This is a genomic window from Paenibacillus sp. CCS19, assembly GCF_033239625.1.
In the GTDB taxonomy this organism is placed as follows: domain Bacteria; phylum Bacillota; class Bacilli; order Paenibacillales; family Paenibacillaceae; genus Paenibacillus_T.
Window position 1 is genome coordinate 66,734 of record NZ_BTCK01000020.1, and the last position, 19,547, is coordinate 86,280.

The window sequence follows — 19,547 nt, forward strand, 5'->3', positions numbered from 1 at the left end:
GGCGGTCAATTATAAGCGAACAATGAAGTTCGTCTTCATCGCGCTGACAGCGGATGCTTCGCTCGTCAATCGATACTGCAAGCTCGAACTTTCGCTTGCTCACGCAGCCTGTTGACAAGTATCTGGTCCATCTGTGTTTGGCGTCTTCATCAATAGTGCCCAGTAGGTCTGAACCCTTAAGGTTAAATTCAATTGACAGATTAATGGCTAAATGGTAAAAATATCATAAAAAAAGAAATATGGGGAACGTTACACGCCGAAAAATTTATCGTAAGAGAGTTGAGGTAGAGCTCGTGTGTCATGGAAGGCCAGCCTAATAGGCACGGTTTTGATTTCAGTTATGCTAGCAGTAACTGCTTGTTCGAGTGATTCTAGCACGAAGGAAGAGGAAAACTGGGAGGATGGCTTCGTTGAGGACAGCATTACGAAGCCGGTCGATACAGATACGATAGTCGATAAGGCTCCGGAACAGCTCGATCCGATTACGTTGACGGTCCATTATTTCTCGCAGGATGACTTTACATTGGAGGCGCTGAAGAAGGCGGCAGCAGGGTATAAGGCGAGTCATCCTGAAGTCAGTGTGGAATGGAAGCTGCATCTTAGAACGCAGCCGGTAAAGTTGGCTGAATTGATTGAGCCCGGCGAAGCGCAGGATCTTTATTGGGTGGAAATTCCCGAGGATCTCCAAGACTTCGTTAAAGATGGACTCGTACAGGATCTGAGCTCCTATCAAGGCGAGTTTGGCTCGGATGCCTACTATGCGTCGCTCGCAAGCTCACTGATGATCGACGGAGGAACCTATGGGTTTCCGATCACGAATGATACCGAACTGATTTACTATAATAAAAATTTGGTGACCGGTGACGCGGTACCGACTTTGGATTGGACATATGAAGATATGATCCATTCCGTTAAGACGGTTATGAAGGAGAAGCAGCTTCGTGTCGGCCTGGAGCAAGGCGCGAGACTGCTGCTGCCGGCTGGGCAGTCCTACGGCGGAGAACCGCTGAACGAAGAACAGACCAAGCTGGTGCTCGATACTTCGTTCAGACAAGGCTTGTCGTTGATGCTGAGCGCGTTAAAAACAGACGAGATCGGCGGGCAAGATGCAGTGGCGGACGATTTTGTGATCCACTTCAATGAAGGCAATATTCCGATGATGGTCGGCCACAGCCAGCAGCTTAAGATATTATTGTCGTCGATGTCGGATGTCGACGTTGCTCCGTTCCCGGCAGGTCCTATGAAGCAGCAGGGGATAGGGAATGTTGGAGCGCTTGCTGTCTCTAAGAAGAGTGAACATTCGGATAAGGCGATTGAGTTCGCCCAGTATATGTCGGGCAGCGAAGAGGCGAACATCGTATACGCGACGGAGCATGTTACAATGCCGCTTCTCCTAACGGATAAGGTGCGGGAAGCGTGGCGAAACAGCTTCAAGGATCCGACGCTGGCCGATCGACTGGCGTACATCGTCAAGACGAATGCAGGCAGCATGTACAGCAAGAATGGCGAACCAGGATATTATGCCGCGATCATGAGGCTTAGCATTCTGTTGAATGACACGGTCAGAGACGAGCGTTCGAATTCGCTGGACGCCAGCTTCGACCAAGAGCTCGACCGTATCAACGCCGATTGGGCATTGACCCAAGAAGAGGCGAAGAAGCCGTAGCTATCATTGCAGCCGTAAGCCGCACGTAGGACATTCCTTGTGCGCTTCGGTGACCGTGTCCCCGCAGGCGGGGCATGCTTCCACGAAAGGTTCCAAGGCGGCCGCCGATTGCGCGGCCGCTTCTTTGTTGTTGTCGTCATTCTTGGCAGCCGCTCCAGGGCGAAGATGCGCAGGCGTCTCGAACAACGTCTCGACCATATCTTTCAGTGCATTGTACTTGCCTGAATCGTCGGATGATAGCTTAATAATGAGGAACATGGCCCCGAGCAGGCCGAAGGTCAACAGCAGCACGAGGGAAGTCGCGCCAACTGAAAACCAATTGATGCTCATCGTCATTCGTTTGTTCGACTCCCTTTAGCGGTCATTTGATCGCATATTTGCGTTCCAGCTGCTTGCCTAAGAACCACATGACGGCCAGCACTGTAATGAGTACGAAGATACGCCAAGGCTGGCGTCCTAGATTAGAGATATCGGCGCTCACGATCGAGATGCTGAAGATCATGACGGATTTGCCAAGCAATGTCGCTAAGAAGAACGTCTGGAAAGGCAGCTTGCTTAAGCCTGCCACAATATTAATAAGTGCGGATGGCGTGAACGGGAAACAGGCGAACAGAAACAACGGGGTGAAGCCTCTATGCTCGACCCAATCGAAGAAGCGCTCAGACTTCGGGAATCGTCTCCGGAAACGTCCGCCCAATCGTCTGCCCAGCTTACGGGCAAGCCAGAAGACGATGCTTGCACCCATCGTAGCGCCAAGCCAGGATAACAAGAAACCGTACCATAGCCCATAAATGTTAGCGTTAGCCGCGACTATCACAATGAGCGGAAGCGCTGGAATCAGCGCCTCCGCAATCGGCATGAGCAGTCCAGGCAGCGGTCCGTACGCCGAGTAGCTGCGCAGCGTACGCTCCATATGCTCGAGATCGAGAGATTTGAGATGATGCAGCCAGTCCTGCCATTGACTCATGCTGATAAATTCACCTTATCCTTTCTTGCGCGAATCGCTTTGTTTCTCTTTGAAATGACGAAACGGGAACCATAAGTAGAACAGGGCAATAAGCCCGAACAACGCGGCGCTATACCAGACTACCGCAGGCACACCGATTCTTGATGCAATGACGCCGCCTACGATCGGCCCGATCATAACACCAATTCCTTCGACCGTCGAGAACAATCCCCAACCAAGCCCTTGCTGCTTTATAGGTACATAGGAAGCGAGCAATGCATTCCAAGCAGGCAGGACGGCGGCATAGGAAAGGCCAAGTATGGCTGCGAGCAGCAAACACTGCCAGAACGAAGGCGCCCACGCGAGCGAATACAACATAATTCCGAAGCAGGCGAAGCCGATGACGAGAAACCACTTCTTCCCGCCGAGCTTGTCTGCTAATCGACCAAGCGGCATTAAGCCCGCGACCGTGAAACCTCCGCCGATCACGAGCAGAAGCGAATATTGAGCGCCTGTCAGTCCCAGTTGATCGGTCGCGAAGCTCGGCAGAATGGGAACGAGCATGCTCGCTCCTGTTGTCTGCAGAATCATGCCCGGCAGCAGCAGTTTCATTTGGCTTAATTTGTCCCGAAGAATGTGCAGCTGCTCCGTGAACGGAATGGTCGCAACACCGGATGCACGCCCTGGCTTCATGAGCAGAGACAGCACAAGCGCGACGGCCGAAGCGATGAGCAGCATCATGTATGTACCGGATCGCGTATAATCAAGCAGAATGTTCGCAACGATCGGCCCTGTGCCGAGTCCAACGAACCATATGGTGTAGAGAAAGCCCATCTGCGTCGCGCGCTTCCGATCAGAGACGCGGGTCAAACAAACGATCCAGATTGGCGAGATGCCGATGCCGAACAAGGCGGACGCCGTGATGAACAGCCAAGGGCTCTGGCTGTAGGGCAGCATCGCGATGCCGGCCGTTGTCAGCACCAATCCGATCTGAACGACGATATGGGCGGACAAGCGATCGAGCAAATAGCCGATGATCAATTTCAATACCGTATCGGTTACATAATGGGCGGTAACCGCAATTCCGATGACATCCAGCGATAGGCCAAGCGTCTTCTCGCCATAGATCGGCAGAAAGCTGATGACGCCGGCACCCCGAATGAACTCGACTAGAAACAGAATAGCGGAGAACAGTACATTCTCCGCGTTGAACCATCGGACAGCTATAGTGGTCACGGCAATAGCTCCTTCAATAATGAGTCGGAGAGGACGCCTCTTCCATTATAAGACATTGTCGCAGAATATCCAAAGCAACTGTGTCGGCCGCTCCGCTGCGGCCAAGCATGCGTGCCGCCTGCTGATGAAGGGTCAGCGCAATCGGATTATGCAACAGGGAGCGTATCGCATCGCTAAGCTCCTGCGGATGACGGGCGATATGAGCAGCTCCCTTGCTGTGCAAATAGAGCGCATTGTTCTTCTCTTGGCCGGGCACGGGGCGGTAGATGAACAGAGGCAGACCGGCAGCGAGCCCTTCAGACAGCGTGATGCCCCCTGGCTTCGTGACCAGACAATCGGCAACCGCCATCAGCTCATGGATCGTGTCGACATAGCCGAACAGGTGCAGTCGCCGATCCATGCGATCGGACAGCTCATTATGGAAGCGGGAGCGGAGCGAATCTTCCAGCGTTTCATTGCGTCCGCATACAACGGCCACAGTAACAGCATTGTCCTGCAGCAGCGCTTCGCATACCTCTGGTACATCCGGCATGACACCAGCGGCGCCTGCCATAACGAGAACGATGGGGCGGTCTTCGGGAAGACCGTATTTGGCGAACCATTGCGCATTCGGGCGAAGAGCGTTGAAGCTTTGCTTGATCGGAATGCCACTGACGGTAATACGGCGCTCGACAATGCCGAGTCGCACTAATTCCGATTTGAGATCATCGGTTGCGACGAAGTAGCGGTCTACATGCGGGTGAACCCAGCGGCAGTGCAGGTCGAAGTCGGTTACAACAGCGGAAGTCGGTATAGGCGGGTAGGATCTTCGGCGCGAGGAGGGAGCAGCGAATACGGGGAAAGTGTACACAATGGCGTCTGGACGTTCGGACAGGAGCAGCCGGTGAAGCTTCTCTCTGCCGAAGGAGTGGAGCCAGCCGCCGAATAAGGAATCATGTTTCATCGGGCGGGTACGATCATAGACCCAACCATAAAGGGTAGGCATCTTGGAATAGCTGTGCAGGTAGAAACGGCGGGATACTTCGTTCAGCAGCGGACTAGCTTCGGCCATCAAATCGACGAGCTTGATTCGGTTCGCCTCGATACCCTGACGTTCCAATGCATCGCGAATGGCACGGGCAGCCTGCAGATGGCCGTCTCCGTATGAGGCGTAGATGATCAGAATGCGGCCGGCCGAATTCGCAGACATTATTGGGATTGGCATACGACACACCTCCTGCACGGAGTATATCCTGCAATTGTCATCGGAGCATTATCGGTGTTGGAGAATTTGGGTTTGAGATTGGGCTGTGGTGAGAAAACCGCTATCGAGGCCGTTCGAAGGTGAGCGACCGCGTTTAAAGGAAGGTTTTATCGCCAATAAGAATTTGTTTTTTCTAGTGACACTAGGTAACGTAATAAATTCGTATGTGGTACTATAGCAGAGGAAATACATACCTTATACAAGTTTAGGAGAGTGAAATGATTATGGAATTTACGAAGCTTGGTAAGTCCGGTCTGCGTGTAAGTCGTCTCTGTCTTGGTACGATGAACTTCGGTGTCGACACCGATGAGCAGGAATCATTTCGCATTATGGATGCTGCGCTGGATGCGGGCATCAACTTTTTCGATACAGCTAACATTTACGGATGGGGCGAGAACGCAGGACGGACGGAAGAGATTATCGGACGTTGGTTCGCGCAAGGCGGCGGACGCCGTGAACGGACCGTTCTCGCAACGAAGATGTATGGCGATATGCATGATCCGCTCGATGGACCGAACCGGGAAGCGGGCCTATCCGCTTACAAAATTCGCCGCCATCTCGAAGGCTCGCTCAAAAGGCTGCAAACCGATCATATCGAGCTCTACCAAATGCATCACATCGACCGCAGCGTAAGCTGGCAGGAGCTGTGGGGAGCGTTCGAAATCGCTGCGGCGCAAGGCAAAATCGGTTACGTCGGCTCGAGCAACTTCGCTGGCTGGGACATCGCTGTCGCGCAAGGCGAGGCGAAGGCGCGCGGCCATCTGGGCCTCGTCTGCGAGCAGCATAAGTACAACCTGCTCTGCCGTCTCCCGGAGCTTGAAGTGCTGCCAGCATCGCAGGCGCTCGGACTTGGCGTCATTCCTTGGAGCCCGCTCGACGGCGGCCTGCTCGCTGGCAACGCCCGCCATGGCGGCGGCAGCAAACGGAGCGGCGATGCGAAGCGTTTGGAGAAGCACGCTTCGCAGCTCGAGCAGTTCGGCGCATTGTGCGACGAGCTTGGGGAGCGCGAAGATACAGTAGCGCTGGCGTGGCTGCTGGCACAGCCAGCGGTAACGGCGCCGATCATCGGCGTGCGTACGATGGAGCAGTTCGACCGAACGCTGCGTGCGGTCGAAGTGAAGCTCGACGAGTCGGCGCTGAAGCGCATCGACGAGATTTTCCCGGGCCCGGGCGGCGAAGCGCCGCGGGCGTACGCTTGGTAAGGTAGGTATGGAAGAGCTCTGGCGCGCGAAGCGTCCAGAGCTCTTTTTTGGTCATCGGAGGAGGGATCTGGAGGCTTACAACTTAGAACCAGCCTGCCGCATCCGATACAAGCAGCAGTACAAGCACGGCCCCAAGAAGAGCAGAGGCGCTTACAGGAGCAAGTCGGCTGCTTGTGCTCTTCCGCTGTAAGGAGGCTCTTGCGTACATCCAAGTGCCGGCAGCTATGAGCAGCGCTTCGAGTGTGATCGTTATCCAGGGAAACTGCCAGAGACCGAAGCCAAGCAGCGGCAGATCGCCCCAGTTGGCCGGCAATATCGGCATGTCAGCACGATGAACGAGGAGATCGAGCAGCCAGTGGCTGATGACGACAGCTCCTATAATCGCGCCTGCCCGTTTGCCCCATATCCAACGTCCTGCTAGGGCTGCAACGAGTGTAAGAATGATCGCGCCAAGCAAGGAATGCGTGTAATCCGCGTGAATGATAACTTCTCCGTAGCCGCCGCCGTAGACCGTTTCATCCATCGATTCCGCGCCTGTCATCACCATAGGAATAAATGCAACATCCAGAAGCTGCGAGCTGACCATAAGCGCCCATAGCGGCACTCGGCTGGTACGTGACTTCACGATTGCCGCTAGTCCAAAATGTCCTGCGAACATCGGCAGCACTTCCTCTCTCCCTTTAATAGCAATGCGCAGTCTATAAATTAGCCGTATCGATTGTCGGCTTCAAGGGACTAATTTCCTATGCGAGGATGATATGGGCGATTATACAATAAGAATAAATACAGGAGGGCATCAAAGCGTCCGAAGGTGCTAAAGGAGCCTGGGTACTGCATAAAGCGTAGTAGAGACTTATGTGTTGATACGTTTAGTAACAAAAAGTTAAAAAAATATAAAAAATATGGTTACAAACTGTATCATTATGTGATATGATCGTATCAAGCTAGTAACAAAGAACTAATGCACACGCAGGAATGGAGGGTCATATGAGTCCAATCACCGGCATTCTGTATAACGACCCGGCTGCTGACTCGTACGAATCGGTCCAAGCCATGATGTGCTCACTGCGCAAATATCCTGCTGATGCGGCACGAACTTGGCATGGAGACTCGATCAGCTTGGGATGCCATGCACAATGGATTACGCCGGAATCGGTGTATGATATGCTTCCTTATTACGATGAACGGTATAGACTGGCCATAACGGCGGATGCCATCATCGATAATCGACAGCAGTTGTTCGAGCAACTGCAGGTTGATTACGCTAAGCGGCAGCGGATCACCGACAGCGAGCTTATTCTGATGGCCTACCGGCGATGGGGAGATCAAGCTCCGCGATATTTGATCGGGGACTATGCCTTCGTCATATGGGATGCGGACAAGCGCCGACTGTTCGGTGCCAGAGATTTGCTGGGAAACCGAACGCTGTATTATCATCAAACTCCCCGCCATTTTGCATTCTGTACGGTGGTTGAACCCCTCTTTCAATTGCCTGGAATGAATAAGCAGCTGAATGAATCGTGGCTTGCCGAGTTTCTGGCGATCCCGATTATTATGGACAGCATCGACGTTCACGGGACGGTGTACAAAGAAGTTAAGATGCTGCCGCCTGCTCATACGTTTACGTTGGAAGATGGTCGAATGCACCTCTCGCAGTTCGACAGTCTGGACTCGCCAGATGGCCAGCTGAAGTTGAAATCGAATGATGAATATGAGGAAGCGTTTCGCGATGTGTTTCAAGAGGCGGTTCACGCTAAGCTGCGTACGTATCGCCAGGTAGGTATCAGCTTAAGCGGCGGATTAGATTCTGGGACGGTGGTCAGCTTCGCAGCATCTCCGCTGCGTGAGGCCGGAAAGCCGATTCGGGCTTATAGCTACGTTCCCCCCAGCGATTTTACCGATTGGACGAGCAGAAGCTGGGTGCCGGACGAAACCCCATTCATTCGGGCGGTTGCTCAGCATGTCGGGAACATACAAGAGAACTATTTGGATTTCCCGGGCGGAAACTCGTTCGAAGACGTGGACGACATCCTGGATATGATGGAGGCTCCTTACAAGTTCATTGAGAACTCTTTCTGGCTGAAAGGAATACTCGAGCAAGCGCAGCGGGATAAGGTCGGCATCGTATTGAGCGGAGCTCGCGGGAATTATTCGATCTCGTGGGGACCGGCATATGATTACTATGCTAGGCTTTTGAAAAGATTTAATTGGATGCGCTTACATAAAGAGCTGAAGCAGTACGGCCATATCCATTCGAGGAGACGGTCACGCATATTGCCGGAAGTCGCGCGGATGGCTTTTCCGTTTCTTACACGTTCTCTCTCTCGATACAACCGATCCGATCGACCGCAGCTGATTCACCCCGAGCTTGCGGCACGGACGAATATTTATAGCAGGCTGAAGCGGCACAATGTTGGTCTGCGGCAGTATGAAATGGATGAATTCGAGGCAAGAGACTACCAATTCAACCAACTCGCCGTCTCCAACCATAACGGCGCATCCTCCACCAAGCTCTCTCTTCGCTACGGCGTCGCGGAGCGTGATCCTACCAGTGATCCTAGAGTAGTCCGATTCTGTCTTTCTATTCCTACCGAACAATATGTCCAGAACGGCGTGAACCGTTCATTGATTAGGAGGGCCACCGAAGGCTATTTGCCGGATAAGGTCCGTCTCAACCATCGCCAATATGGCATTCAAGGCGCAGATTGGATTCATCGCATTCGTCCTTTCTGGGGAGCTGTCGCAGAGGAGGTCATGCGTTTCGCCGAGGATAAGAACAGTGCTGTCCAGGGGCTGCTTCATATCGATCAGATTCGAGCCTCTCTGGAACGCATCGGCCCGATGCCGCAGGCGGAACAAGCCTATGACCCTCATGTCAAACTTGTGATGCAGAGCCTGATCGTGGCCCGCTTTATGAACAAGATTGTGTAATAGCATCGCGCATGAGAGGAGGTGATAACGATGAGCAATCAAACATTGAAGCAATGGCAAGCGCCAGTACTTGAAACGCTTGATGTTACGATGACGGCTGGCGGACCAAACGGTGTAGTGCCGGACGCACGCGGCACGGGTGCGAACAACCGCCATGAAGAGGAGCCTAATCCAACGATTTCCTAATTCTCTCATGCAATGTTGTAAGATTCGGCGGGCCCTTGGCAGCAGTCAGCATCTAAGGGCCTTTCCCTTTGAAAGGAGGCGTGTATGAAATGAACAGGTACAGCTACCAGGCATTCGGCCTGCGTATCGCGAGTGAATTGGCGCTGCCAGAGGCGTTGGCTTCATTCTGGCAAGAGGCGCTGGAAGATCAGGAGCCTGATGTCACGATTGTTTATGGGGATTTGCAGCAGGCGTGGAACGAGAGTGAAATCTACAAAAGCTACTACGCATTCTCAGAGGAGCAATTTATGATGCACATCCCGGATCTTGCGTTGTTCAGCGTGCAAGAGGGAATGCGGATCACCGTGTCGCCTTATGCGGATGCGGATGAGAATAAAATCCGGCTGTATTTGCTCGGCACTTGCATGGGCGCCATACTGCTGCAGCGGCGCATTGTACCGCTTCACGGCAGTGCGATTGTGATCCACGGCAAAGCCTATGCGATTGTAGGTGAATCGGGAGCAGGCAAATCGACGCTTGCTGCGGCACTGCTGCAAGAGGGATATAAGCTGCTTACGGACGACGTGATTGCCCTGACCTGGCGCGGTTCAGATCAGCAGATCCCTGCTGTCATTCCTGCCTATCCACAGCAGAAGCTGTGGGAACAAAGCTTGGATCATCTGGGAATGAACGCCGGCTTCTATTCCGCATTATATGAGAACAAGTTCGCTGTTCCTGTCGCATCGAGGTTCTCCAATGAAGTTACGCCGCTTGGCGGCATCGTCGAACTCGTGAAGAACGAAGAGCTTGAAGAAACGACATTCACCCGCTATGAGGGAATCAAAGGGCTGCATGTTCTTCACACTCACACCTTCCGGAACTTCTTAATCCCTAAATTCGGTTTAGCTCAATGGCATTTCACAGAGACGGCCAAGCTGTGCAGCACGGTCCCGATCTATCAGTTGCAGCGACCATCCACACGAATGACAATCTCTGATTTGGCGGAACGGATTGTCCTACTGGCGGGGGCTGGCCGGCATCTGAGTTCGATAGCAGAGTAAGGGGGAGCTTCGATTGCGTGATTTGCTCGCTTATCTTAGGAAGTTTCAACGGTTCGCGGGGCTCCAGCTGTATCTGAATATGGTTGGAATGACGGTCAGCAGTCTGCTTGATGGGCTTGGCATTCTAATGCTGCTTCCGATGCTCAGCCTGATCGGCCTTGCTGGTGTGATGAGCAATTCCTATCTGGAAGCGCTTGTGCAGCCGCTGCGGTCGCTTGATGCTGCCGTTCAGCTGCCGGCCGTGCTGTTGATATATCTTGTGCTATTAATTAGTCAAGCCTCGTTGTCGCGATACCTTGGCAATCGGAACATTCAGCTGGAGCAGCGATTTATTCGTCATATCCGTAACGACGTGTATCGGTCATTGCTCGAAGCGAACTGGCCATTCTTCTTGCGGACGAGAAAATCCGACCTTACGCATGTCATGACGACGGAGCTGCCGCGAGTCAGCTACGGGATTTTTACGTTTCTGCAGATGGTTATGAGCTTGCTGTTTACAATCGTGCAAATCGGCATTGCACTGTGGTTATCTTACAAACTCACCTTGCTTGTCCTTGCGTGCGGTCTGCTGCTTGCCTTTATTAACCGAAAGTCCTTTGCGGCTTCGCGGTCGATTGGCGATGAGATGACCACCCTCATGAAGAGCTATATGGCGGGTATGACCGAGCACTTCAACGGTATCAAAGATATTAAGAGCAACATGACCGAAAGACAGCATATTGACTGGTTTCGTGCACTAACTTTACGAATGGAGCACAATGTGGTCCGATTCTCGCGCATTCAATCGGGCTCCCAATTTTATTACAAGCTTGCATCGGGCGTATTCATTGCGTTATTCGTTTATGTAGCGACGGCGTTCTTCCATGCGGAAGGCTCTATGCTCCTGCTTATCGTCATCCTATTCTCGCGGTTGTGGCCTAGGTTCTCGCAGCTGCAATCAAGCTGGGAAGGGCTTTCGCAAGTTGTACCCGCTTGCAGAACCTTGCGCGAGTTGCAATCCAAATCAGAACAAGCCAGAGAGTTCGACGCGCAGAACGTGTCCGATCTCTTTGTCGATATAAACGGCGACTGGCGTATGAAACGCGGCATCGAATGCCGCGATGTCAGCTATCAATACGACGTGCAGCGTACGTCCTACGCACTGCGGCACATCGATCTGCATATTCCAACGAATAGCATGACGGCGATTGTAGGGAGGTCCGGCGCTGGCAAAAGCACGCTTATCGATCTGCTTATCGGCCTGATCGAGCCCCAACAGGGTGAGATCAAGGTGGATGGGATACCTATGCGAGAATGCGCCTTTCAATTCCGGCAGTCGGTTAGTTATGTATCGCAAGATCCGTTTCTCTTTCATCTAAGCCTGCGAGACAATTTGTGCATGGGGGCGCCGGATGCAACAGAGGAACAGCTGTGGGAAGCGCTTAGGTTCTCGGCCGCGGACGAGTTCGTAAGACATCTCCCGGACGGGCTGGATACGATGCTGGGCGATCGCGGGATCCGCTTGTCTGGCGGCGAGCGGCAGCGGATTGTGCTGGCCCGTGCGATATTGCGCAAACCATCCGTCCTTATTCTGGACGAAGCGACGAGCGCGCTGGACAGCGAGAATGAGGCGAAGATTCAAGTGGCGCTCGAACGAATTCGGGGGAGTATGACGATCATCGTGATCGCACATCGGCTGTCGACGATTCGTCATGCGGATCAAGTCATCGTGTTGGAAAATGGGGGGATCGTTCAGCGAGGAAGCTATAACCAGCTTGCTGACGCCTCTACCGGTACGTTCAGTCAACTGCTGCATCATCAGGAGATGGCAGCAGCGGATGCAAGAAAGGCGGCGATCGGATGATCGCCGCCTTTGTTGTTTATCCAATCGTGCGTACAGCTGTCGGACGCTGCAAACGGCCCGCCAGATCGGCGAATGTATCGAGCGCACGGTGGATCCGGTCGAATATAGCGGCATGCGTCTCGTAGTCGCCGCCCTGTTCGAAGGCATCGCGCTGCGTGCCGCCGATCGAGATCCATTCGGGACTATTGATGCCGTGCAGATTGCGTATAATGGCTTGAAGCTGCTGCAGCGAGCTGACGCCGATCGGGCCGCCGGCTGTGCTGATGGATAGGACGGTTTTGCCGCTGAAATGCGACTGTCCGAGGAAATCCAGCGCGTTCTTCAATACGCCGGAGAAGCTGCCGTGATATTCAGGCGTCGATAGAATAACGGCATCCGCTGCCAGCATCGCCTGCTGAAGCGCAGCTGCTGTATCGTTCGCTACGTTATTCGTGTCCGGGGAATAAAGCGGCAGCGGCTGCTGATACAGGTCGAACAGTCGAACTTGATGGCCTTGCTTGGCGAGCCATTGTCCGGCATAGGCGGCCGCCTTCGTACTGACAGCGCCTTGACGATTGCTGCCGGCGATAATAACGATTTGCATGGTTTTCTCCTCCTCCGATAAGCACAAAGGCTTTCTCTCTCTTGTAGCTTAATCGTAATGGAAAAGATGCCAATAAGCGTCAGAACGCAGGATGATTATGGGGAATCAAATCATTCGGCTTCGGTTGTATATGGTATACAACTTTCGTCGTAGAAATTAATCCAATCCATGCTTGACTGCGAAGATGGCTGCTTGCGTCCGATCGGCGAAGCCGAGCTTGTCTAACACATGGCTGACATGCGTCTTGACTGTTTTCTCGGTGATAGTCAGCAAATCGCCGATCTCCTTATTGCTCTTGCCCGCGGCGATAAGCCTAAGCACCTCCATCTCGCGTCTTGTCAGTTCAGCCAGACGCGAGGCGGAGGCGTCTTCGTCGTTAGCCTCGGCTTCTTCCGTCGACAGCAGATTCATCAGTCTGACCGCTGCATCCGGGTGCAGCTCGACCTGCCCCTGCCAGACGCGCCGAATCGCGCGGACGAGTTCGTCGGGCTCGATGTCCTTGAGCAGATAGCCTTTGGCGCCGGCGCGAATGGCAGGGAGGACGTGATCATCATCAGAGAAGGAGGTCAATACGATGACCTTCACATTCGGATGCGTCTGCTTCAGCTGCTTCGTTACCTCGATTCCATTCATGATCGGCATATGCAAATCCATTAGAATCATATCAGGCGAAAGCTCATTCGTTCGATCAATCGCCTCTTGACCATTCGACGCTTCACCGACAATGCGAAGATCGGATTGGGTGGAGAGAAACATCTGCAGCCCTTTGCGCACCATCGCATGATCGTCGGCGAGCAGCAGCTTGATCGTCATCGTTCATTCCCCTCGTTTCCGTCCACTTGATTCACCGCTCTCATCGGAATAATCGCTTCTACCGCCGTACCGCCGCTTCGTCTGCGAATGATCGAGACGGTTCCGCCCAGCGCTTCTGCGCGTTCGCGCATCGTTGATAGTCCGATGGATGTGGTGGGGTTGTGCAGCTTCGAGCTGCTGTCAGGCAGTCCTTGGCCTTTGTCAGCAATACGAAGCGTTACCTCAAGGCTTGTAATGGTCAGCATAATCTCGGCAGAGGACGTACCTGCATGCTTGCTGACGTTGTTGAGCGCTTCTTGTCCGATCCGCCATAATGCATCCTCAAGCGGGCGAGGAAGTCCGCGGACGCCATCGACTCGCGTCGCGATCTGGAGTCCGAGCCGTTCGCCATATTCACGCAGTGCGGTAACAAGTCCAGCCTGGAGCTCGGCAGGACGCAGCTGCAGAATGAGCGAGCGCATTTCCTTGAGCGCGCTTTGCGACAAGCTCTGCAGATCGCGGACGGCTTCCAGTGCTGCTTCCGTATCCGGCGCAGGACCTGTCAGCAGGCTCTCCACGCCGCGGGATGTCATCGACAACGAGAATAACAGCTGACTGACGGAGTCATGAAGGTCGCGTGCCAGCCTGTTCCGCTCTTCGATACGGGTCAACTCTTTGCGATGATCGGCTAGCAGCGTGCTCTCGAGCGCACCGGCGATATGTTCGGCAAGCGCTTCTAGAATCGGGCGGTCTTCGACGTTCAATTCATCACGCTTCGTGCTGCCGATCACAAGCACGCTGTAACCTGTATCGCCGAATGGCAGCGGAACGGCGACCGCATTGGCGATCTTCGATGCGGAGCGTCGTCTGCCTTCACGGCTGCCTGCGTTGAATAACAGCGCCGCTTCTTCAGCCGAGGCGCTTCGGAGGCGGCGGGTAGTGATGGCTTCGCCAATCCAGGCCGCGTCATCGATTGTCATACGCTCCGGCAGATCGAACGAATCGTCTGCGATCTGGGCTGATCGCAAGGACAGCTTGTTGTCTGTCTGCTCGTACAGCGCTGCAATCGGCCAATGGAAGTGCTCGCCGATCAGATGCAAGGCAGCCTTCGCGACAGGCACCAGATCCGAGCATCCGCCCGTTCGACCGGTAAGCGCTCGGCTGAACTCGTCTAGTCGAGCGAACATTTCGGCACGGCGTTGTTCGGCTGCGTACAAATAGATGCGCTCGATTGCGCTGCCCATCTGGAAGGCGACCGATTGGAGCAGAGCCAGCTCTTCATCCGTGAAGTGCACTTTGCCAGGCGCAGCGACATTAAGCAGTCCGACTAGCTCTTTGCCAGTCCGCAGCGGTACGGTTGCATGATGCGTAATGCCTTGCGTATCCCCCCAGCGGAAGGTGACGGCATCCTCCAGCCGCTTGCAGTTCAAAATATTGATCGCATTGACGAGCCGGCCGTCCCAATACCGATCGAGACACCAGCAGGAGCCGAGGTTCATCCGTTTGCCGTTGTTACCGGTCAGTGCTGGAGGGAGGTTCTGCTCGGCGACGCAGCAGAAATCCATATATCGTTCGGATAAGAAGATCCAGCCTGTCGTCAGACCGGTCAGCTCCAGCAGCTTCTCGAGTACGGAGTGAAGCATCGAGGACAGCTCATGCGATTGATTAAGCGTCTCCGCGATCGTCTTCAGCAGCACCATCTCGTGTACGCGATGCTTCGGCATGATCAGCGATGAAGGACCAGGAGCAAGCGCAGCTTCCGCGCATTTCTTATCCTCATGTCTCGCAGCGGTGATTGCTGCCTCGCATTCGGAATGGCATGCGGCGTCGATCGCATCTCCGATGTTATGACTGCTTCCGTGACGTACCTCTCCGCTCTGCAGAGCCCCCTTATCGCTTGATGTCATCGTCCATTCCTCCTTAGATCAGCAGGTTAAACAACAGCGGATCCTTATTCAGCTCGTAGAACGTCAACCCCTTGGCAAACATCCGTTCCATGAGCGGCGCGTAATCTTCCCGATGCTTCAGCTCGATGCCGACGAGCGCAGGGCCGTTGTCTTTGTTGTGCTGCTTCGTATATTCGAACCGGGTAATGTCATCGTTCGGCCCTAATACATCGTCGAGAAACTCGCGCAGGGCGCCCGCCCGCTGCGGGAAGTTGACCATGAAATAATGTTTGAGTCCTTCATAAATAAGCGAGCGCTCTTTGATCTCCTGCATGCGATCGACATCGTTGTTGCCTCCGCTAATGACGCAGACGACGGACTTGCCTCTGATCTGCTCCCGATACAGGTCGAGCGCTGCGATCGGAAGCGCGCCTGCCGGCTCGGCGACGATCGCGTTCTCGTTATAGAGATCGAGCAGTGTCGTACATACTTTGCCTTCCGGTACGATCAGCACGTCATCGACCAGCTCTTGGCATATTTCGAAGGTCAGCTCGCCGATTCGTTTGACCGCGGCGCCGTCTACGAATTTATCGATCTCTTCAAGAGGAACGACCTTGCCTGCGTTGAGCGAACGCTGCAAGGAAGGGGCGCCTTTGGGCTCGATGCCGATGACGCGGGTCGCAGGAGAGACGGCTTTCACATAAGAAGCAACGCCTGCTGCGAGACCGCCTCCGCCTACTGTAATGAAGATATAGTCAGGAGAGCGCTCTGCCGCCTCCATAATTTCCATGCCGATTGTGCCATTGCCCGCGATTATCTTCGAATCATCGAATGGATGGATGAAGGTCATGCCTGTTCGGCCGCTCTCGGCAATCGCCTCTGCATAAGCATCGTCGAATGTATCCCCGACAAGTACAATTTCAACCTCTGAGCCGCCGAAGAACGATACCTGCTTCACCTTCTGCCTAGGCGTCGTGCTTGGCATATAGATTTTGCCGCGAATGCCGAGCGTTCGGCACGAATAAGCGACGCCCTGCGCATGGTTGCCTGCGCTGGCACAGATCACGCCTTGCGAGATTTGCTCCGACGGCAGCGACCGGATTGTATGATAGGCGCCGCGAATTTTGAACGAACGAACGATTTGCAAATCTTCGCGTTTGAGATAGACGTCGCACTCGTAGCGCTCGGAGAGCACACGGCTGTGCTGCAGAGGCGTACGCGTCACGACCTCCTTAAGGTGCAGGTGAGCTTGCATGATTTCTTCGAGTGAAATTTTGCGTGATTCGTGACTGCTCGTTGCGTTCATCTGGCGTCATCCTTTCAATGGCTCTTAAGCCCATATTAGCATTGTACACAAAAAAATCCCGTCCCTCATAGGGACGAGATTGACTCGCGATACCACCCTTGTTCTGCCACTCCCATTATTACTCGCGGAAGGCAGCGCTTTGTCGCGTACGTGTTCATACGCGTTCCCGGTAACGAGGGACGGCCGTCTGTGCTTACAGCCCGCTTAAGGGTCTAGGTTCGGCACAGCTTCTCGGGGAGGATGCTCGATCCGGGCGCACACATCGGCTTTCAGCGGCTGCCGACTCTCTGGGGAGTGCGTGAACGGTGAACGTGGTCCCTTCGTTGAATGTGAGATTTCATCCTATTGCAGTTATACTTCGTTCGGATTGGTAATGTTATACTCCCGAACGGATATTTTGTCAAGCTGAATTACTTGAATAGGGTTCTGCCTGGCACTCGGGCTTGCGAGTTGAGCAGCGAATTAGCCATGTTTCGTGCAGCGATTACGAAGATATACAAAGCGAATGGGATCGCTATGACAGCGGTGATGCCAAGGCCAATCCACCAGTGAGATGCCACTCCGTTATCGCCGAAGGAAACGGGCAATACATACGTGTTAATCATCGTAGGAACGAGATACGATACCATGGCAAAAGGAAGGCCGAGAGCGGCAAGCAACGGATTCCTCATAGAACCGTACTGTGCATGGATGACGAGCGTCCCGAACAAGAAATAAGTCAGGAAAGCGAGCAGGAGATAACCTGCTCCTTCGATGTCTTTCATAGTTGCGATTATATCTGGACGCTGCACGAAATAGCGGATGCCTGCGCCTATACCTGCCGCGAGCAGGGCGCCGCCCACCCATAGAAGGGTTGTTGTCCACAATGCTATTAGTCTGGATAGAGCAATCTTGAATGGGCTGTAAGGAAAGCTGAAGATCCATTCGATTCGGCGCTTGCTCATATCATTCAAATATAAGAGTGAAACGAGTGTAACAGTGATCATGCTTGGGAAAATAAGGATTACCCGTACCATATCGACCCATTCGTTATCTTGAAGGGCGGCATATCCGCCAATTGCAAGCCCGATGGCTAGTATTCCTCTTATAAGCCTCATCCACTTGTTTGAAGCGATGCTTCGATGCTTGGAGCGCTCAAGCTGGATGAGGCTGCGGAAGCCGATTGCTGCCGATCTTTTGCGAACGGCCCGCTGCGCGAGGCTGGGGTTGCGACGCGAATTGATTCCGATGTTGTCAGAAGTGCGAGGGGTAAGAGCCTTCATCCCGTATTTCGCAACACCATTAATCGCAGCGTGATAGACGCCCCAGCCGAGTAGTGCGAGTCCAATCGCATAGAGGACGGCCATGTCCGATTGCTGCCAGCGGGCAGGCAGCAGATAGTCATTGTTCATCAACTTTCCTAAGTTCCCCATTGGGAAGGACCATACGACAATAAAAGGCAAGAGGAGCAGCCGAAACCAGCCGTTCATCATCATGGGAACCAGAGCCGCGAAGCATGTTACGAACAATACGATGGCTGCGTATAAGAGTGCGTACGCAGCGGCATCAGCCCATAGTCGAGCGGTGCTCGCATGGAATGGCGATTCTGTCAGCATCGCAGCGCCCGAATTGTGGATGGTAGCGATAAGCCACATTGCGGCAGCGAAATAGCTGTTGAATCGAAGGGCGGCCAGCAGCTTTGCCCGTATAAGCGTGCGGCGGTCGAGAGGGAACGTCAGCCACCATTCTTGAAACGGCTGATGCGCCGACTGTATGGCGCGTATGCCGGGCGGCATGATGAATGCAATCCAAGATAGGCATGCACCAAGCAGGTAGATCGCTTCGGGCTCGTTGCGGTCTCCGAATGCGATGCGGCTGGCGAGAACAGTGATAACGATACCGAAAATCCAGAAAGCCGCACGTCTCTTGGTTGTAGGCAGGTAGCGGTTATAAGCGCTGTGTTCAAATTCAACGATTGGGCTAAATGCTCGTGGGCCGCGGCTCATGCGAACACTTCCCTATAGCAGGATTCCACAGAAAGACCTTCATCGCGGAGATCCTCCGTATCGTATACACCTTTAATCGTGCCATCCCCGATTAGAATGATACGATCAAACATCGACTCCATCTCGCGAATGTCATGCGTAGCAATGAGGAACGTACGGTCGCCTTCAGCGGTTTCTTCTGCAATGGCAGAGGAGATGCGCTCTCGTGACAACAAGTCGACGCCCGTGAACGGCTCATCGAGAATAACGAGCTTGGTTCGTCGCGATAGACAAGTAAGCAGCTGCAGCCTAGCCTCTTGACCACGTGACATCGTCCCGATACTAAGAGTGCGATCAACCTCCAGCTTGCGTATCCATTCCCGTTCCAGTGAAAGGTCCCAGTCGGGATAGATGCCAGCCGCATAGCCGAGCCACTCGTCTGCGGTCAACCAATTCGGAAGGTGTCCGCGGTCCGGCAGGAACGACAGCTGACCGAGCGTCTCCACATCAGGCTTGCGGCCAAGCACCTCAACGGTGCCGTTAGTCGGCTCCAGTATGCCAGTCAGAATGCGCATAAGCGTGGATTTGCCGGCGCCATTGGGCCCAAGAAGACCGACGATAGAGCCGCTGTTCGTGGTAAATGTGACATTGCGGAGTGCCTGCTTCTTCTTGAAAGTCATTTCGACGCCGGTGCATTGGATCGTTATCGTTTGGTCCATCATG

At 53.8% G+C, this 19,547-nt stretch carries 17 protein-coding genes; 6 read left to right on the forward strand and 11 right to left on the reverse strand.

Going from position 1 to position 19,547, the window contains the following annotated elements:
* Positions 1-340: 340 nt before the first annotated feature.
* Positions 341-1,666 carry an extracellular solute-binding protein gene (locus SBI19_RS15265; protein ID WP_317969615.1) on the forward strand — a complete coding sequence of 442 codons (1,326 nt, stop codon included), beginning with the start codon at positions 341-343 and terminating at the stop codon, positions 1,664-1,666.
* A gap of 3 nt (positions 1,667-1,669) precedes the next feature.
* Here SBI19_RS15265 and SBI19_RS15270 read toward each other — a convergent pair whose 3' ends face one another.
* The 4 genes from SBI19_RS15270 to SBI19_RS15285 are packed head-to-tail and all read right to left on the reverse strand — an operon-like array spanning position 1,670 to position 5,052.
* A complete protein-coding gene (locus SBI19_RS15270) occupies positions 1,670-2,002 on the reverse strand; it encodes a hypothetical protein (RefSeq protein WP_317969616.1) in 333 nt (110 codons plus the stop codon).
* Positions 2,003-2,027: 25 nt separating this feature from the next.
* Positions 2,028-2,633: a TVP38/TMEM64 family protein gene (locus tag SBI19_RS15275; protein ID WP_317969617.1), complete on the reverse strand. Its 606-nt coding sequence runs from the start codon at positions 2,631-2,633 to the stop codon at positions 2,028-2,030.
* A 15-nt stretch (positions 2,634-2,648) separates the two neighbouring features.
* A complete protein-coding gene (locus SBI19_RS15280; protein WP_317969618.1) occupies positions 2,649-3,848 on the reverse strand; it encodes an MFS transporter in 1,200 nt (399 codons plus the stop codon).
* A 13-nt stretch (positions 3,849-3,861) separates the two neighbouring features.
* Positions 3,862-5,052: an MGDG synthase family glycosyltransferase gene (locus tag SBI19_RS15285; RefSeq protein WP_317969620.1), complete on the reverse strand. Its 1,191-nt coding sequence runs from the start codon at positions 5,050-5,052 to the stop codon at positions 3,862-3,864.
* A 263-nt stretch (positions 5,053-5,315) separates the two neighbouring features.
* Here SBI19_RS15285 and SBI19_RS15290 point away from each other — a divergent pair, with 263 nt between their 5' ends.
* On the forward strand, positions 5,316-6,293 hold the full coding sequence (locus SBI19_RS15290) for an aldo/keto reductase (RefSeq protein ID WP_317969622.1): 978 nt from the start codon (positions 5,316-5,318) through the stop codon (positions 6,291-6,293).
* A gap of 82 nt (positions 6,294-6,375) precedes the next feature.
* On the opposite strand, the gene SBI19_RS15295 is transcribed toward SBI19_RS15290, so the two are convergent.
* Positions 6,376-6,951: a metal-dependent hydrolase gene (locus tag SBI19_RS15295; protein ID WP_317969677.1), complete on the reverse strand. Its 576-nt coding sequence runs from the start codon at positions 6,949-6,951 to the stop codon at positions 6,376-6,378.
* Positions 6,952-7,280: 329 nt separating this feature from the next.
* Here SBI19_RS15295 and SBI19_RS15300 point away from each other — a divergent pair, with 329 nt between their 5' ends.
* From SBI19_RS15300 to SBI19_RS15315, 4 genes are all read left to right on the forward strand, one after another.
* The gene (locus SBI19_RS15300) at positions 7,281-9,224 is read left to right on the forward strand and encodes an asparagine synthase-related protein (RefSeq protein WP_317969624.1); all 1,944 of its coding nucleotides are present in this window, start codon (positions 7,281-7,283) and stop codon (positions 9,222-9,224) included.
* A 30-nt stretch (positions 9,225-9,254) separates the two neighbouring features.
* Positions 9,255-9,410 carry a paeninodin family lasso peptide gene (locus tag SBI19_RS15305; RefSeq protein WP_317969626.1) on the forward strand — a complete coding sequence of 52 codons (156 nt, stop codon included), beginning with the start codon at positions 9,255-9,257 and terminating at the stop codon, positions 9,408-9,410.
* Positions 9,411-9,499: 89 nt separating this feature from the next.
* Complete coding sequence (locus tag SBI19_RS15310) at positions 9,500-10,450, forward strand: phosphoenolpyruvate carboxykinase (ATP) (RefSeq protein WP_317969628.1); 951 nt, start codon at positions 9,500-9,502, stop codon at positions 10,448-10,450.
* 13 nt (positions 10,451-10,463) lie between these two features.
* Positions 10,464-12,293: an ABC transporter ATP-binding protein gene (locus SBI19_RS15315; protein ID WP_317969630.1), complete on the forward strand. Its 1,830-nt coding sequence runs from the start codon at positions 10,464-10,466 to the stop codon at positions 12,291-12,293.
* A gap of 16 nt (positions 12,294-12,309) precedes the next feature.
* Here SBI19_RS15315 and SBI19_RS15320 read toward each other — a convergent pair whose 3' ends face one another.
* From SBI19_RS15320 to SBI19_RS15345, 6 genes are all read right to left on the reverse strand, one after another.
* Positions 12,310-12,876, reverse strand: a complete 567-nt coding sequence (locus tag SBI19_RS15320; protein WP_317969632.1) for an NADPH-dependent FMN reductase — start codon at positions 12,874-12,876, stop codon at positions 12,310-12,312.
* A 156-nt stretch (positions 12,877-13,032) separates the two neighbouring features.
* Positions 13,033-13,689 (reverse strand): response regulator, encoded by a 657-nt coding sequence (locus tag SBI19_RS15325; RefSeq protein WP_317969634.1) that lies wholly within the window; start codon positions 13,687-13,689, stop codon positions 13,033-13,035.
* A complete protein-coding gene (locus tag SBI19_RS15330; protein WP_317969636.1) occupies positions 13,686-15,575 on the reverse strand; it encodes a GAF domain-containing sensor histidine kinase in 1,890 nt (629 codons plus the stop codon). Before SBI19_RS15330 ends, SBI19_RS15325 begins: the two co-directional genes overlap by 4 nt.
* A 13-nt stretch (positions 15,576-15,588) precedes the next feature.
* Positions 15,589-16,860 carry a threonine ammonia-lyase IlvA gene (gene ilvA, locus SBI19_RS15335; RefSeq protein WP_317969638.1) on the reverse strand — a complete coding sequence of 424 codons (1,272 nt, stop codon included), beginning with the start codon at positions 16,858-16,860 and terminating at the stop codon, positions 15,589-15,591.
* 410 nt (positions 16,861-17,270) lie between these two features.
* Positions 17,271-18,845, reverse strand: a complete 1,575-nt coding sequence (locus SBI19_RS15340) for a hypothetical protein (protein WP_317969640.1) — start codon at positions 18,843-18,845, stop codon at positions 17,271-17,273.
* On the reverse strand, positions 18,842-19,546 hold the full coding sequence (locus SBI19_RS15345; RefSeq protein ID WP_317969641.1) for an ABC transporter ATP-binding protein: 705 nt from the start codon (positions 19,544-19,546) through the stop codon (positions 18,842-18,844). The genes SBI19_RS15340 and SBI19_RS15345 overlap by 4 nt, the downstream gene beginning before the upstream one ends.
* Between the last annotated feature and the right edge of the window lies 1 nt (position 19,547).

Bases quoted from the DNA above. Each gene is read 5' to 3' on its own strand.
- SBI19_RS15265 (WP_317969615.1), top strand. From the start codon at position 341: ATGCTAGCAGTAACTGCTTGTTCGAGTGATTCTAGCACGAAGGAAGAG.
- SBI19_RS15270 (WP_317969616.1), bottom strand. From the start codon at position 2,002: ATGACGATGAGCATCAATTGGTTTTCAGTTGGCGCGACTTCCCTCGTG.
- SBI19_RS15275 (WP_317969617.1), bottom strand. From the start codon at position 2,633: ATGAGTCAATGGCAGGACTGGCTGCATCATCTCAAATCTCTCGATCTC.
- SBI19_RS15285 (WP_317969620.1), bottom strand. From the start codon at position 5,052: ATGCCAATCCCAATAATGTCTGCGAATTCGGCCGGCCGCATTCTGATC.
- SBI19_RS15290 (WP_317969622.1), top strand. From the start codon at position 5,316: ATGGAATTTACGAAGCTTGGTAAGTCCGGTCTGCGTGTAAGTCGTCTC.
- SBI19_RS15295 (WP_317969677.1), bottom strand. From the start codon at position 6,951: ATGTTCGCAGGACATTTTGGACTAGCGGCAATCGTGAAGTCACGTACC.
- SBI19_RS15300 (WP_317969624.1), top strand. From the start codon at position 7,281: ATGAGTCCAATCACCGGCATTCTGTATAACGACCCGGCTGCTGACTCG.
- SBI19_RS15305 (WP_317969626.1), top strand. From the start codon at position 9,255: ATGAGCAATCAAACATTGAAGCAATGGCAAGCGCCAGTACTTGAAACG.
- SBI19_RS15310 (WP_317969628.1), top strand. From the start codon at position 9,500: ATGAACAGGTACAGCTACCAGGCATTCGGCCTGCGTATCGCGAGTGAA.
- SBI19_RS15320 (WP_317969632.1), bottom strand. From the start codon at position 12,876: ATGCAAATCGTTATTATCGCCGGCAGCAATCGTCAAGGCGCTGTCAGT.
- SBI19_RS15325 (WP_317969634.1), bottom strand. From the start codon at position 13,689: ATGACGATCAAGCTGCTGCTCGCCGACGATCATGCGATGGTGCGCAAA.
- SBI19_RS15330 (WP_317969636.1), bottom strand. From the start codon at position 15,575: ATGACATCAAGCGATAAGGGGGCTCTGCAGAGCGGAGAGGTACGTCAC.
- ilvA (WP_317969638.1), bottom strand. From the start codon at position 16,860: ATGAACGCAACGAGCAGTCACGAATCACGCAAAATTTCACTCGAAGAA.
- SBI19_RS15340 (WP_317969640.1), bottom strand. From the start codon at position 18,845: ATGAGCCGCGGCCCACGAGCATTTAGCCCAATCGTTGAATTTGAACAC.
- SBI19_RS15345 (WP_317969641.1), bottom strand. From the start codon at position 19,546: ATGATGGACCAAACGATAACGATCCAATGCACCGGCGTCGAAATGACT.